Raw genomic sequence first — 13,665 nt, 5'->3', positions numbered from 1 at the left:
CGCGGCCGGCGTGCTGGCTCTGCTGCTGAAAACCATGCCGCAGCGGCGCACCCTGCTTCTGATTTTGCTGGGAGCGATCTGCCTCTTCCTCTTTCTTGCGGCAACGCACGTCCCGGGATTGTTCCGGCCGGGAGAAGCGCGTGTTCCGCTCTGGCACGGGGCGACCGATCTTGCCGTACAATCCCCGCTCGGCAACGGCATCAGCCGCTTTGAAGGGGTGATTCCGGAACATCTCCCCCGCGAATATTTTCTGTCGGATTATGCCAGCGACCGTCATCCACACCCGCACAACGAATTGCTCTCCTACGCCTGCGGGTGGGGAATTCCCGGAATCATCTGGGGCCTGCTGCTCTTTTACGGACTCTGGCGGGGACTGGGAACCGTATCTCCCACGGAGGATCCCGCCGGTCTCCTCCTCGGCTGGGCCGCGCTGCTCCTCTTCGGGCACGGTATGCTGGATGTCATCCTCGCCACACCATTTGCCGGAACGCTTTTTCTGCTTCTGGTCGGCATGTTCTGGAGCACCGGAGCGGCCTCTGCACGGGAGGCGGAACTCTGCCGGTTCCCGAAATTGCGCAGTGTAGCGGCTCTGCTGCTCGTTGCCGCGGCAGTTCTGACGATGATCCCGACATTCTGCAGCGGGCTCCTCCTGCGCGAAGCGAAGGCCGCACATCTCCGGCGGGAACTGAACCGTGCCCTCCCCCTGCTCAACCGAAGCATCGACTGGAAGCCGACGCCGGAAAATCTCTACGTTGCCGCTGCCATCCGGCTTTTTGACCGGCAGGACCCGGCCGCCGCGATCGAACTCTACCATCGCCTCCCGGAAACAGGCTTCCCCTTCTACGCTCACAGCGACGGCCGCATGGCCCGCGCCCTGACCGTGCTCGGCCGGAAGCGTGAAGCTCTGGATGCGTTTGAACGCGAACAGCAACGTTTCCCCTACAGCGCGCTCAATGCCTATTATCACATGATGGCACTTCGCCGATTCAACCTGCCGGAAGAGGCGGAAGAAGCGGAAACGCGCTTCCGCGCAATCATGCATTTCAAAGGGCTCCAGCCGGAGGAGATCCGGTTGCTGATCCGCAATCCGGTCGCGGATGACAGTCCATCCGAACTGCGCATTCTCAAGGGGGTCGCCGGTGACGCTCAATGATTTTATTCTCTCGCTGCAGGTACCGCCGTATCAGTCGCTCACGGCGCTCTTTCTCCTGCTGACGGCGGCGTATGGAATCGGTTCGCCGCTGCTGTGCCGCTGTCGCTGGCACGGTTCCGCCAGCCTGCGGGAATTCACCGGATTTGTGCTGGGGCTCGATCTGCTGGCTCTGCTTTTCCGACTGGGGGAACGCCTTGTCTGCACCATGCCGGCGACGGTGCCGGCGGTTGTGCTGGCGATTCCGTCCGGATACGGCGTCTGGCTCCTGCTGAAACAGCTCCCCGTGATCTGCCGCCGCCACTGGCTTCTTCTCCTTCTTGCGGTTGCAGGTGCGGTCTGGACGCTCGGCTCGGCCTTCTGCATGCCTTACGCCTGGGATGAACAGGTCTATCAGACGGCACTGCCGTTCCGCTATCTCGCCTCAGGGTCGGCGGCGATGGTGCTGGACAATCCCTACTCCGCCTTCCCGGCGATGCAGCACTTTCTGATGATGCCCGCCATCCGGCTCGGCGGAGTTGTCATGCCGCGAATGCTGATCTGGGCCGTCTACCCGATCCTCTTTGTCTGGTTCTTCCTGGCACTGCGCCGCTTCGGGCGACTGACCGCGGTGGCAATCACGCTGGCACTGCTCCTTTCACCGGTGGTCGCGGCGATGAACCGCGAAAACTACGCGGAGCCCTTTATCGTACTCAATCTCTTTGCCGGAGCCTGCGCCGTCCGCGGACTGGTTTCCGTCAGGAGCGCCGCGCTCCTGACCGGAATCTTCGCCGGTATGGCGGCGGCGGTCAAACTGACGGCGGGAGGCGTTTCGCTCGCTCTGCTGCTGCTTCTGGCGGGGCGGCTCCTCCGGAACGGCAGAGGAGTTCGTCCGGCGCTTCCGCTTCTCGCGGGGTTCTGCGGGGCAACACTGGCGGCGGCGTTTCCCTTCTATCTTCGCAGTTTTCTAGTGACCGGCAACCCCTTCTATCCCTTCGGCTCCGGCATTCTTCACCCCGGCTCGACGGCCGCGGCGGTCGAAACCTATCACACGCTTCTCGGCCGCCATCTCTACGGGCTGGAAGGGTGGTGGAGTCCGGCAGTCGCCTGGATCTTCGCCGGATTCGATGAGAAGCTCTTCGACGGCGTCGTTCTCGGGTTGCAGCTGCCGCTGATGATTGCCGCGAGCGGGATCGCCCTGTTCCTGCTCCATCGTCGTGGAAAGGCGCGGAGCCGGGTGTTTCTCGTCCCTCTTCTGGCGGCGCTGGCAATCTACCTCTTCTGGGGCTACTCTTCGCAACAGACCCGGTTTCTTCTGCCGTTCTGTTTCGTCGCCGGATGGGCCATGGCGGCGCTGGCCGGAGCGTTTCCCCGCAAGATTCGGTTCGGGCTCTATCTCCTGCTCCTGGCGGCGGCGTATGAGAGCATTCTGTTCCCCGCCCTCCGGCATTATGAGCTGGCCTGGAAAATGCAGAAGGAAAACCGGACACGACCGGTCGATTTCGTCGCCCGAACCAGCCGGGACGGCGCCTATTTCGCCATGCTCGACTACCTCAGCCGGGAGACGCCGGCAAACAGCCGCGTCCTGCTGCTCTTCGAACGGCGCGGCCTCTTCGTCCCTCGCGAATACCGGATCGGGACGCCGTACTTTCAGGAGCAGTTCTTCACGCCGGTGCCGGAGCGCCCCGACGCGGTACTCGACGCGCTTTGGCGGGAGAAGATCGACTACATTCTGGTCGGCGCCACCGAGCAGAATCCGGAACACCTCGAAGTGTACGACCGGGAAAACCTCAAACTGTCGCTTCTGTTGCGCTCGCTCCTGCGCGCGGGATCCCTCCGGCTGATTCCGGTTCCGGATGGCGGCGACTACACCCTTCTCGCCGTGGAAAAACCTTCTGACGGAAAAATCACGGAAAAGTGACGGAGTAAATTCCCGCTCAAACCGCGGCAAAATCCGTCATTTTGCGTTCCGCGAACGGGAGACGCTGCCGGACGGGACCAGCTTGATCGACGCACAGACCCCGTCGCCGAGGCAGGAGGCGATCCGCCGCTGAAAGAGGTCCAGCGACGGCGCCAGCTCCCGGATGAGCGCACTGTGCGGCACCTCCAGATAGAGCACCCCCTCGTGAAGCCGGGCCGGACGTGCCAGACGCGCCGCCGGACCGGCAATCTTCTCCCAGTGGCTCTCCAGTTCGATGAAATGCGCCACCTCCGGAGAACGGATGTCACTGCAGACGGAATCGATGACGCTGGAAAGCTCCACCGCCTGCGGTGTGTGTGCGGAAATTTCAATCGCGGCACGCTCCGCGCCATACCAGTTTCGAAGCATCTGGTAATATTCACGGCGGCGTTTGATCTGGGCGTATTTGCTCACCGGCCCCTCCCCGCGCCTCAGATGTTGATGTCGAGCCCGACCATCATGGCAGGCAGAAGCAGTGTGTGCACCACCAGTTTCCCGGGGGCGATGAATCCTTTGATCGTGTTGACCAGCCCGTTGCGGAATCCGCCGAACGGCGCGCCGATGCTCATCTGCAGCAACCCCAGAGGCAGCCGGAGAGTCTGGAGCGTATCCTCCCCCATCTTGAGGAGACACCGCCCGGTGTTGAGCCCGGCGCGGATCAGATAGGGCTTGGCCACGTTGGCCGCCTTGATCGCAATCGGGGCGAGAATGGCGAGCGTCACCGGGTCGATCGCTTCCGCCTTCGGCGCCGGAAACGCGAAGGTCACCATGATCGCAAGCAATGAAATTTGTACAACTCGTCTCATAATTCTTCAATATACTCCCGTTTAACCGGGAATACAATCCCGGGAAGCGGTTCCGGCGGAAATTTCTTCAATCAGCTCCCGTGCGGCGTGCGGCCGGGCCAGCGCCGCCGCCCGTCTGCCCCGCTCCGCCCAGGCGGCGGGGTCGGCGAGAAATCCGGTGAAGAGCTCCTGCGCCCGCTCCGGCGTAAACTGCGCGTTGTCAATCCGCAACGCCGCCCCGGCGGAGGCGAGAAAATCGGCGTTGTCGCTCTGATGGTTCTCCGCCGCATAGGGATAGGGAATCAGCACCGCGCCCCGGCCGAAGAGCGCCAGTTCCGCCACCGTACTGCCGCCGGAACGGGAGAGCACCAGATCGGCCGCGCCGAGAAACAGCTCCATCTTCTCCGACCCCGGCAGAACCAGCCGGGGGAACGCCGCCCCCTCATAGGCGCCGAGCGCCTCCTCCAGGCGGGCGGGACCGGCCAGATGAAGCACCTGAAAGTCCGCCCGGTTCTGCGCCTTCAGGGCCGCCGGGCAGGTCACGTTGAAAATACGCGCCCCCTGACTGCCGCCGAAAATCAGAATCACCGGCAGGGCCGGGTCGAAACGGCTTCCGAACTCCCGGTTCAGCCCGGCGATCGCCTCGGCGCGGGAAATACCGGCATACTTCGCCAGTTCCGGCCGGACCGGCATCCCGGTGGTGATCACCCGGCAACGGCATGCCGCGGCATTGACCGGCGGGAATGCGGTCGCCAGCAGTTCCGCACCGCGCGAAAGCCACCGGTTCGCCTTGCCGATCCGGGCGTTGCCGTCGTGCAGAAAACAGGGAATGTGCTGTTTTTTCGCCGCAAGAAACGCGGGCAGTGAGGCGAAGGAGCCCATCCCGAGCAACGCCTGCGGCTGAAAAGCGGCCAGTTCCTGCCGCGCCGCCCGGTATCCGCCGGCGAGCCCGCGAAGGAAGCGGAGCGCCCGCGCAGGCGAGTGCCCCGGGCTCGGCATCAGCGGCAGTTCCACCGCCCGGATTCCCGCCGCACAGGCGATCTCTTTCTGTCGGGCGGAATTGACGCCGGAGAGCAGCAGCAGAACCTCGCCGCCGAACTCCTCCTGAAACACTCTCGCCGTGCTCAGCCCCGGGTAGAAATGGCCCCCCGTTCCGCCGCAGGTGACGACCAGACGATGCAGTTTCATGACGAAATCACTCCTCCTCATTCCGGTACTTCCGCCACCACGGCAGGAAGGAACAGGTCCGGCGGATGGCGTTGAGATACTCTTCGTTATACCCGGGGTACGCGGTCTCGGCCGCGATCGAAACCAGCAGTCCCACCGCGATCAGACAGGCCATCATGTTGCTTCCTCCGTAGCTGATGAACGGCGCGGGCATCCCCTTGGTCGGCGCCGAACCGGAGACCACCGCGATGTTGATCGCCGCCTGGAGCGTGATCCCCATCGTCAGAGCGAATCCGAGCAGCATCCCCAGCCGCGACGGGGACTGCAAACTGATCTTGAGCGCGCAGATCGTGAACCAGGCGTAGAGCGCGATCAGGATCAACATCCAGACCAGCCCCAGCTCCTCGCCGACGATCGCCAGAATGAAGTCGGTGTGCGCCTCCGGCAGATACTTGGCCTTCATCCGGCTCTCCATGAAACCGATGCCGGTCCAGCCGCCGGAGCCGAGCGCCAGCAGGGAGTTCCAGAGCTGGTAGCCTTCGTCCTGCTGGACCAGCTCCGGCCGGGTGAACGAGGTGATCCGCGCAAGCCGGGTCGGGTCATGCAGAACAATATACACCCCCAGCAGCGCGACAATCGCCGCCGGAATAACAAAATAGCGCAAATTCAGCCCGGCGATGAAGAGCGTCAGGCAGGTGACCGACAGCACCAGAAGTGTGGTGCCGAAGTCCCGCCCGATCAGAATGCCGCCGATCAGCAGCCCCGCCCCCAGCGCGAGCGGCAGGAGGCCGTTCCGGCTCCGGAGCAGAGCGAAGGTGCGCAGATTGTCCGAACAATACTTCGCCACGAAGAGCGCCACCGCGATCTTCGCGAACTCCGACGGCTGCAGACTCAGCTCCAGCCCCGGCAACCGGATGCGGATCCATCGGTTGGCGCCGTTGATGGCGGGGAAGAAGAGCACCGCCATCATCAGCAGCACAAAACAGATCCCCATCCACCAGTAGCGGCCGGCGGCAATCCGGCGGTACCCGATGACGAACGCGGCGAACGCACCGGCCGACCCGAGCGCCACCCAGATGATCTGGTTGCGGAAATACTTCAACCCGGCGGTGTTGTAACTCGCCGAATAGAGCATGGTCAGCCCGAAGACCACCAGCACCGTCACCACCAGCAGCAGCCAGCGCGCCGGGATGATCGCGGAACTGGTGTCCTCCCCGTTCACCTGCGAAAGTTCGTCCGTCAGGAAGAGGTTCTTCACGCCGCCGTATCCCTTTTATTCCAGATAGAGCTTCGCTCCCCGGGCGATTTCGCGCAGATTGTGTTCCGCGACGTAGGCGTCGACATCCGCCTGGTCGAAGATCCGGCGGGGCGAGAGTTCGATCAGCGCATCCACCTTCCCCTCCGGAGTGCGCGGCACCTTGACCCCCGCCGCCTCCAGCCGCCGCGCATCGCGGTCGACCAGCAGCGCCCGGCAGCTCTCGACCGAATCGACGCCGGTCGGATTCTTGGTCGGGGCAAAGAGGTCCTCGCGCCGCCCCTCGAGCACCATCGTGCGCTTCGCCAGCGGCATCGCGTCGAAGATGAACGACTCGAGCTTGACGCCGTTCGGTTCGGAGGGCTTGACCAGGTTGCCCGCCTCGTCGAGGCAGGGGATCTTCTTGTCGGCGCGGTGCCACGGCAGTTTCAGCGAGCCGCCCGCGGTCAGGTGCTCGATGAATTCCCGCGAAATCACGTGAATCGCCGGACTGCCGGCGATGAAGCGCAGCGAACCATCCGGATTGCGGCTTTCAGCAAGTTCCGCGGGCAGGTCGCTGTATTCGATGATCTCGATGTGCCCCTGGGTGACGCAGAAGTTGCCCAGCTTCTCGAACGGACCGGTCTTGGCGAGCATGATCGCGCTCATTTCGGAGTTTTCGAGGTCGTGGAGCCCGACGAAGAGCGGATTCACCACCGGAATGAGCGGGTTATCCACCTGGAAGTAGGAGAGATATTCGACCCCTTCGCGCTTCATGCGGTCGAGCGCGCCGGATTTGCGCAGTGCCAGCAGCGTGCCGCCGTGGCCGTTCGGCGAAAGCGAGAGGGAATCCTTCTCCGCCAGCAGAAGTTTGCCGTCGTAACCGATCGCCGGCATCGTCCCCTGCGTGAAGAAGAAGACCTGTTCCGGCGCCAGCCCGAAGAAGGCGTGTTCGCGGAAGAACGCCTCGGTCGCCTCCCGGTTCAGCAGACTGGTCATCACGTACCAGGTGAGCGGCTTCCCGAACTTCTCACCGGCGCGGAGAATCGAGGAGGCGAAGTACTCGAAGAGCGTCTTGCCGGTCACCGGCGCGATCGGATAGGTCCCTTTCGGGCCGTCGAATCCGAGCCGGGTCCCCTGTCCGCCGGCGACGGTGAGGCAGCTCACCTTGCCGGCGCGCAGCAGTTCGGCGCCGCGCGCTTCGGCTTTTTCGTAGAGGGCGCGCTGCTCCTCGTCCTTCGGCACGAGCGGAAAGTAGGGCGCCGGCCCGAGATCGTCCGGAATCCGGGTCTTCGGACGGACCAGCACATATTCGCGGATCAGCTGATCCATTTCGTTGAAGTCGATCTCATCCAGCTGCCCGGCGAGCTTCTCCTGCTGTGCAGGAGAAAGCTCCGGCCAGAAGCGGAGCAGCTGTTCCTGGTGAACGGGGGCGAGGCGGTCAAAAAGCTGTTGACGGCGGTCCATGATTGCAAGGTTCCTTCCATATGTGAATCGCAGGTATGATTGCTGTTCTACAATATACTCCGGAATTGCGGCAACCGCAACCGCCGGACGCGGATTTTTCCACACTCTTCTCCGGGAAATCTGCGCCCTACGGCAACTGCGAGGGCGGCACGCCGAAAAACTGCTTGAACGCCTTCGACAGGTGGAACTCGTCGTAGAATCCGGTCTCCGCGGCGATCTCCTTCAAGGTCAGTCCGCGTTCGACCAGCAGCCGCGCCTTCTCCAGACGGAGCCGCCGGAGGTAGGCGCGCAGCGGCATCCCGAACTCCGCCGGAAAGTGGTGCGACAGATAACTGGTCGAACAGCCGGTCCGCGCGGCCAGCTCCTTCAGCGTGATTTTCCGCTGAAAGTTCCGGTCGATGTACTCCGACGCGGCGTCAACCCAGCGCGGCCGGTGCAGATGGATCATCTCCTGCTGAATGATGTGTTCGCCGACAATCCGCAGCAGCCGGGCGATTTCGCACATCATCTCCGGGGTGCCGGTGCGCACCCCCTCCGCCGGAAGCGCGCTCTCCTCCCGGCGGATCTGCCCGAACACGAGGCCGCCCAGGTAGAGGCCGCGGCGGCTGTAGAGCGGCACGACGCCGTCGAGCAGTCCGGCGTGGCAGCAGTAGATCACTTCGCGGCGGGTCCGGCGCGCTTCGGCGAGGTGTTCCAGGTCGCACCGGACACAGCGCGCGTCGAATTCGGGATCCTCCCGGCGGTGGCGGAGACAGAAGTCCGAGTGCGGCCGCCCCGTCGCACTCACCTGTTCCGCCCCGGTGCAGTCGAAGAAGGTGAGCCGGATGTTCAGCTGGCGCGACAGCAGGCCGATGAGTTCAATCAACGAAGTGGGCGGTTCCGGATCCGTCATGGCGGGGACTCTCTTTTTCGGTTCATTCCTGTCTCGGAATAGTATAGCACATTTCTGAAATTTTGCCAGTTTTTCCATGCCGGAGCATGCGGTTCCATTCTCAAACCGGGCGCGGACAGGTATAATAAAAACAGAGAAAGGAGAGTTCTGCCATGAAGTTTGCACTCTATCTGGGAAACCGGGGATTCTTCCCGGAGCGACTGATCGCCGAAGCCCGCCGCGAGGTCACCGGGGCGCTTGCCGCGCTCGGAATCGACACATTGTGCGCACCGGAAAATCTCACCCGCTACGGCGCGGTGGAGACCGCCGCCGAAGGACGCGCCTTTGCCGGCTTCCTCGCGAAACATCGCGGCGAATATGACGGCGTTCTGCTGGTTCTGCCGAACTTCGGTGACGAAAACGGCGCGTCGGAGGCGCTGTGCGACTGCGGGGTGCCGATCTACATCCTCGCCTATCCCGACGAGCTCGACAAGATGGACTTCCAGTCCCGCCGCGACGCCTTCTGCGGCAAGCTCTCGATCATGGATGTCTTCACCCAGTTCAACCTGCCGTTCACGGCGTGGGAGCCGCACACGCTCCACCCCGCCTCGCCCCGGTTCGCCGAAGAGATGCGGCAGTTCGCCGCAGTCTGCCGGATCGTCCGCGGCATGAAACGGTGCCGGATCGGCGCAATCGGCGCCAGGCCGACCGCCTTCAAGACCATCCGGTTCGACGAGGTGGCGCTGCAGAAGAAGGGGATCACCGTCGAAGTGTTCGACAACTCCGATCTGCTGCTCGAAGTGGAAAAGGTGAAATCCGGTTCGCCCGAACTGGAGACGAAGGTCCGCCGTTTCCGGGAGTACACCGATTTCAGCGGCGTCCCGGCCGACCGGGTCGAGATGCTCGCCCGGCTCTCGGTCGCCATCGACCGCATGATCGAACGTTACGACCTGCAGGCGGTCAGCCTGCGTTGCTGGCTCGACCTCGAACAGACGCTGAAAATTTCGCCGTGCGTCGTGCTGAGCGAACTCAACGACCGGAGCATCCCCGCCGCCTGCGAGCTGGATGTCGGCAACGCGGTGGCGATGTACGCGCTCGCCCTCGCGTCGCAGGAGCCCGCCGCCTGCCTCGACTGGAACAACAATTATGAGGAGGATCCCGACCGCTGCATCCTCTTCCACTGCGGCCCGGTGGCCCAGAAGCTGATGGCCGCGCGCGGACGGGTGATCGACCACCCGATGTTCGCCAAGTCGCTCGGCGAAGGATGCGCCTTCGGCTGCAACGTCGGACGGCTCCGGCCGATGCCGTTCACCTTCGCCTCGGCGGCGACCGTCGACGGCAAGGTGCGCTTCTATTCCGGCGAAGGGGAGTTCACCCGCGACCAGCTGCCGGAGGAGTTCTTCGGCTGCGGCGGCGTGGCGCACATTCCGGGACTTCAGCCCAAACTGATCCGCATCGGCCGCGGCGGCTACCGCCACCATGTCAGCATGACCGAAGGCTCCTGGCGCCGGGCGATCGACGAGGCGTTCACCAACTATCTCGGGTACGAGAAGACGGAGCTCTGAGCGATGAGTTTTCTCGGGGTTGACATCGGTTCGAGCCGGGTCAAGGCGGTCGCCTTTTCGGAGGAGGGGCGGGAGCTCGGTTCCGCTTCGCGGGGCTACCCGGTCTCCTCCCCCGCGCCCGGCTTCGCGGAACTCGACGGCGAAGAGGTGATGCGCGCCGCGTTCGACGTGATCGGCGCGGCGGCCTCCGCGGCCCGTTCCGGCGGCGACCCGGTGCGGGCGCTGGCGATCTCCAGCCAGGGGGAGGCGTTCCTGCCGGTGGACGGTTCCGGAACGATTCTGGCACCGGCGATGATCTCCAGCGACACCCGCGCGACCGGCCTCATGGCGGAGTTCGCCGCCGGATTCGGAGCCGGGCGGCTCTACCGGATCACCGGCCACACCCCTTCGGGAATGTTCACGCTGGCGAAGCTCCTCTGGCTGGCGAAGTTCCGCCCGGAAATCCGCCGCCGGGCGAAACGCTTCCTCTGTTTCGAGGATCTTCTGGTCTCCCGGCTCGGCGCCGAACCGGCGATGGGGTGGCCGCTGGCCGGAAGGACCATGCTCTTCGATGTGGAGACGCACCGCTGGAGCGAAGAACTCTGCGACGCGGCAGGCTTCTCCCCGGCGGAGTTCGCCCGGGTGCTCCCCTCCGGCACGGCGGCGGGAACGGTCTCTCCCCGCGTCGCCGCCGCTCTCGGGCTGGAACCGGGAACGCTGATCGTCTCTGGCGGCCACGATCAGGCGCTCGCCGCACTCGGCTGCGGCGCCTGCTCCCCGGGGTGCGCCATGTACGCGGCCGGGAGCGTCGAATGCATCGCGCCGGTCCACTCCCGGCTGATCCGCTCCGACGAACTCTTCCGCGGCAACCTCTGCTGCTACGACTTCGCGCTGCCGGGGCGCTATCTGTCGGTCGCCTATTCGCTCACCGGGAGCAACTTCATGCAGTACTTCCTCGAGGAGTTCTGCCGCGACCTCGGCGGGGATTACGCCGCGCTGGCCGGTTCGATGCCGCCGGAACCCTCCACCCTCAACGTACTGCCCTACTTCACCGCCTCGGGGACGCCGTACTTCGACACCCGGACGCCGGGGACCGTGTACGGCTGGCGGCTCACCACCACCCGCGGCGAACTCTTCAAGGCGGTTCAGGAGGGGATCGCCATGGAGATGCGGCGCAACCTCGAACTCCTCACCGCTTCGGGATTCCAGGTGGAGGTTCTGGTGGCCTCCGGCGGCGGCTGCCGGCTCCCGGCGCTGGTGCAGCTGCGCGCCGATGTGCTGAACCTGCCGTTCCGGGTGATCGCCTCCGGAGAGGCGGGGTGCCGCGGCGCGGCGCTGCTCGCCCGGAGTGCGCACTGCGGCGTTCCGGTGGAGAAGCTGCCGGGCTTCCTCCCCGCGGTGACCGCCGAACTTCACCCGGAGCCGGGCCGCGCCGCGCGCTATCAGGAAAAATTCGAACAGTGGAAAACGTTCACCGATACAGTCAGAAGGGAATTGTAACATGTCCATCGTCTCATTCAAGGAGATGCTCGCCGACGCCCGCCGCAACCGTTACGCGGTGCCGATGTTCGACCTCTCCAACACCACGATGATCCGGGCGGCGGCGGAGACCGCCGAAGAACTCGGTTCGCCGGTCATCTTCGCCGCCATCTGGCCCGACCTCGACGGGTCGCTGCTCGGCTACTGGGCCAACGCCGCCCGCTACGCCGCCGCGCAGGTCAAAGTGCCGGTGGCGCTCCACCTCGACCACGCCACCACGATCGAACAGTGCCGGAAGTGCGCCGACGCCGGATTCCAGAGCGTGATGATCGACGCCTCCGCCGAACCGTTCGAAACGAACGTCGCCGTCACCGCCGCCGTCGTGGGCGAGATGCATCCGCGCGGCCTCGACGTCGAAGCCGAACTCGGCCACGTCGCCGTCGGCGTCGTCGGCAGCGGCGCGGAGAGCGAAACCGGCGCCTCGGGCGACCACACCCCGATCTTCACCGACCCGGATTCGGTGGTCGAATTCACCAGCCGCACCGGAGTCGATGCGCTGGCGGTCTCGATCGGCACCGCCCACGGGGTCTACGAATCCGCGCCGAACCTCGACATCGCCCGCCTCGCCGAAATCGACAAGGTCTCCCCGGTGCCGCTGGTCCTGCACGGCGGCTCCGGCACGCCGGAGGATCAGCTCCGCGCCGCGATTGCCAACGGCATCGCCAAGATCAACATCTACTCGGAACTCACCGCCGCCTGGAATCGGGAGATGTTCGAATTCCTGCGCAACCGGCGGGAGATGACCTGCTGGTTCAGCGTCTCCTGCCGCCGCCCCGAAGAGGCGATGCGCGAGGCGATGCGCGCGAAAATGCGGCTCTTCGGCTCGGCGGGACGCGCCTGAGCGCCCGGCCGGAAGACGCTTGCACTTTCTTCGAAACGATGCTACATTGAAAAACCGCTTGTCCGGAACGATCTCCGGCGGCGGTTTTTCTGCAGGGAGAAGGGATGAGCGGACAAGGAAGAGCGTGGTTCTGGGTGCCGGGCACCTATTTTGCGGAGGGCGGCCCCTATGCGGTGGTCGCCGCCGTGAGCGCGGTTCTCTTCAAGTCGCTCGGCATGACCAACAGCGCGATGGCCTTCTGGACCAGTCTGCTGATGCTGCCGTGGGCGATCAAGCCGTTGTGGACTCCGGTGCTCGATCTCTTCGGCACCAAGCGGCGCTGGATTCTCGCCGCGCAGTTCGCCATGACCCTCCTCTTCACGCTGGCGGCGCTGCTGATGCCGCTGGCGGGGATGACCCGTCTGCTGGTGGCGGCGTTCTTCTTTCTCGCCTTCGCCTCCGCCACCCACGACGCCGCGGTGGACGGCTTCTACCTGATCGCGCTGGATGAACACGATCAGGCCTTCTTCGCCGGAATCCGCGGCACCTTCTACCGGATTGCCACCGTGCTGGTGCAGGGCGCGCTGGTGATGCTCGCCGGCTGGATCGAAAGCCGCACCGGCGAAATCCGCACCGGCTGGTGCGTCGCACTGGCGGTGGCGGCGGTGATGATGGGCGCACTCTCGCTCTGGCACTGCCGGGTTCTGCCGCACCCCGGGGCGGACCGGCCGGGGCAACGGGAACCGGGGCGGCTGAGCCGGGAGTTTCTCGACGCCTTCCGGAGTTTCTTCACCCGGCCGGGAATTCTCCCGCTTCTGCTCTTTCTCCTCTTCTTCCGGGTGGCGGAGGCGCAGCTCGGCCGGATTGCCATCGCCTTCATGCAGGACCCCCGTTCCGCCGGGGGACTCGGGATGTCGGTCGAAGAGTTCGGCCTCCTCTACGGCACCTTCGGCACCGTCGCGCTGACCGCGGGCGGCATCTGCGGCGGCCTGGCGGTGGCGCGCTGGGGGTTCGGGCGGACGCTCTGGCCGCTGGTCTGCGCGATCAATCTGCCCGACGCCGTCTACGTCTATCTCGCGGAGTTTCAGCCGCAGTCGCTCTGGATCATCGGCGGCTGTGTCGCGGTCGAGCAGTTCGGTTACGGGCTCG

The 13,665-nt window shown here is 64.9% G+C and carries 11 protein-coding genes and 1 pseudogene; 6 read left to right on the top strand and 6 right to left on the bottom strand.

The genetic code is table 11. From position 1 onward, the window contains the following. Positions 1–1,153 (top strand): annotated as a pseudogene (locus ACMLHG_RS13870) (hypothetical protein); the annotation flags it as partial. Further along, positions 1,140–3,050, top strand: coding sequence for a hypothetical protein (locus ACMLHG_RS13865; RefSeq protein WP_417170873.1), 1,911 nt, complete (start codon positions 1,140–1,142; stop codon positions 3,048–3,050). The pseudogene ACMLHG_RS13870 and the gene ACMLHG_RS13865, both read left to right, overlap by 14 nt. A 36-nt stretch (positions 3,051–3,086) precedes the next feature. On the opposite strand, the gene ACMLHG_RS13860 is transcribed toward ACMLHG_RS13865, so the two are convergent. From ACMLHG_RS13860 to ACMLHG_RS13835, 6 genes are all read right to left on the bottom strand, one after another. Further along, positions 3,087–3,503: a DciA family protein gene (locus ACMLHG_RS13860; protein ID WP_295808077.1), complete on the bottom strand. Its 417-nt coding sequence runs from the start codon at positions 3,501–3,503 to the stop codon at positions 3,087–3,089. A gap of 17 nt (positions 3,504–3,520) precedes the next feature. Then, on the bottom strand, positions 3,521–3,895 hold the full coding sequence (locus ACMLHG_RS13855) for a hypothetical protein (protein ID WP_294433525.1): 375 nt from the start codon (positions 3,893–3,895) through the stop codon (positions 3,521–3,523). A gap of 21 nt (positions 3,896–3,916) precedes the next feature. Beyond that, positions 3,917–5,062, bottom strand: coding sequence for a UDP-N-acetylglucosamine--N-acetylmuramyl-(pentapeptide) pyrophosphoryl-undecaprenol N-acetylglucosamine transferase (locus ACMLHG_RS13850; protein ID WP_417170872.1), 1,146 nt, complete (start codon positions 5,060–5,062; stop codon positions 3,917–3,919). A 7-nt stretch (positions 5,063–5,069) separates the two neighbouring features. After that, the gene (locus ACMLHG_RS13845; RefSeq protein WP_295808080.1) at positions 5,070–6,299 is read right to left on the bottom strand and encodes an FtsW/RodA/SpoVE family cell cycle protein; all 1,230 of its coding nucleotides are present in this window, start codon (positions 6,297–6,299) and stop codon (positions 5,070–5,072) included. A 15-nt stretch (positions 6,300–6,314) separates the two neighbouring features. Further along, positions 6,315–7,742, bottom strand: coding sequence for a UDPGP type 1 family protein (locus tag ACMLHG_RS13840; protein WP_295808082.1), 1,428 nt, complete (start codon positions 7,740–7,742; stop codon positions 6,315–6,317). 127 nt (positions 7,743–7,869) lie between these two features. Beyond that, the gene (locus ACMLHG_RS13835) at positions 7,870–8,634 is read right to left on the bottom strand and encodes a helix-turn-helix domain-containing protein (protein ID WP_417170871.1); all 765 of its coding nucleotides are present in this window, start codon (positions 8,632–8,634) and stop codon (positions 7,870–7,872) included. A gap of 152 nt (positions 8,635–8,786) precedes the next feature. Here ACMLHG_RS13835 and ACMLHG_RS13830 point away from each other — a divergent pair, with 152 nt between their 5' ends. The 4 genes from ACMLHG_RS13830 to ACMLHG_RS13815 form a co-directional block, all read left to right on the top strand. Beyond that, positions 8,787–10,178 (top strand): L-fucose/L-arabinose isomerase family protein, encoded by a 1,392-nt coding sequence (locus ACMLHG_RS13830; RefSeq protein WP_417170870.1) that lies wholly within the window; start codon positions 8,787–8,789, stop codon positions 10,176–10,178. 3 nt (positions 10,179–10,181) lie between these two features. Further along, entirely contained in the window at positions 10,182–11,657 is a 1,476-nt protein-coding gene (locus ACMLHG_RS13825) for an FGGY-family carbohydrate kinase (RefSeq protein WP_417170869.1), read from the top strand. 1 nt (position 11,658) lies between these two features. Then, the gene (locus ACMLHG_RS13820; RefSeq protein ID WP_417170868.1) at positions 11,659–12,537 is read left to right on the top strand and encodes a class II fructose-bisphosphate aldolase; all 879 of its coding nucleotides are present in this window, start codon (positions 11,659–11,661) and stop codon (positions 12,535–12,537) included. Positions 12,538–12,641: 104 nt separating this feature from the next. Beyond that, on the top strand, positions 12,642–13,665 hold a 1,024-nt coding region (locus ACMLHG_RS13815), incomplete at its 3' end, for an MFS transporter (RefSeq protein ID WP_417170867.1).

It is taken from the genome of Victivallis sp., from assembly GCF_048170485.1.
Taxonomy (GTDB): domain Bacteria; phylum Verrucomicrobiota; class Lentisphaeria; order Victivallales; family Victivallaceae; genus Victivallis.
Note: the sequence above shows the minus strand (reverse complement) of the source record. Positions and strands in the feature narration are given on the sequence as shown.

What these genes read in the sequence shown, in the direction of transcription:
- ACMLHG_RS13855 (WP_294433525.1), bottom strand. Translation starts at nt 3,895, where the DNA reads ATGAGACGAGTTGTACAAATTTCATTGCTTGCGATCATGGTGACCTTC.
- ACMLHG_RS13850 (WP_417170872.1), bottom strand. Translation starts at nt 5,062, where the DNA reads ATGAAACTGCATCGTCTGGTCGTCACCTGCGGCGGAACGGGGGGCCAT.
- ACMLHG_RS13840 (WP_295808082.1), bottom strand. Translation starts at nt 7,742, where the DNA reads ATGGACCGCCGTCAACAGCTTTTTGACCGCCTCGCCCCCGTTCACCAG.
- ACMLHG_RS13835 (WP_417170871.1), bottom strand. Translation starts at nt 8,634, where the DNA reads ATGACGGATCCGGAACCGCCCACTTCGTTGATTGAACTCATCGGCCTG.
- ACMLHG_RS13830 (WP_417170870.1), top strand. Translation starts at nt 8,787, where the DNA reads ATGAAGTTTGCACTCTATCTGGGAAACCGGGGATTCTTCCCGGAGCGA.
- ACMLHG_RS13825 (WP_417170869.1), top strand. Translation starts at nt 10,182, where the DNA reads ATGAGTTTTCTCGGGGTTGACATCGGTTCGAGCCGGGTCAAGGCGGTC.
- ACMLHG_RS13820 (WP_417170868.1), top strand. Translation starts at nt 11,659, where the DNA reads ATGTCCATCGTCTCATTCAAGGAGATGCTCGCCGACGCCCGCCGCAAC.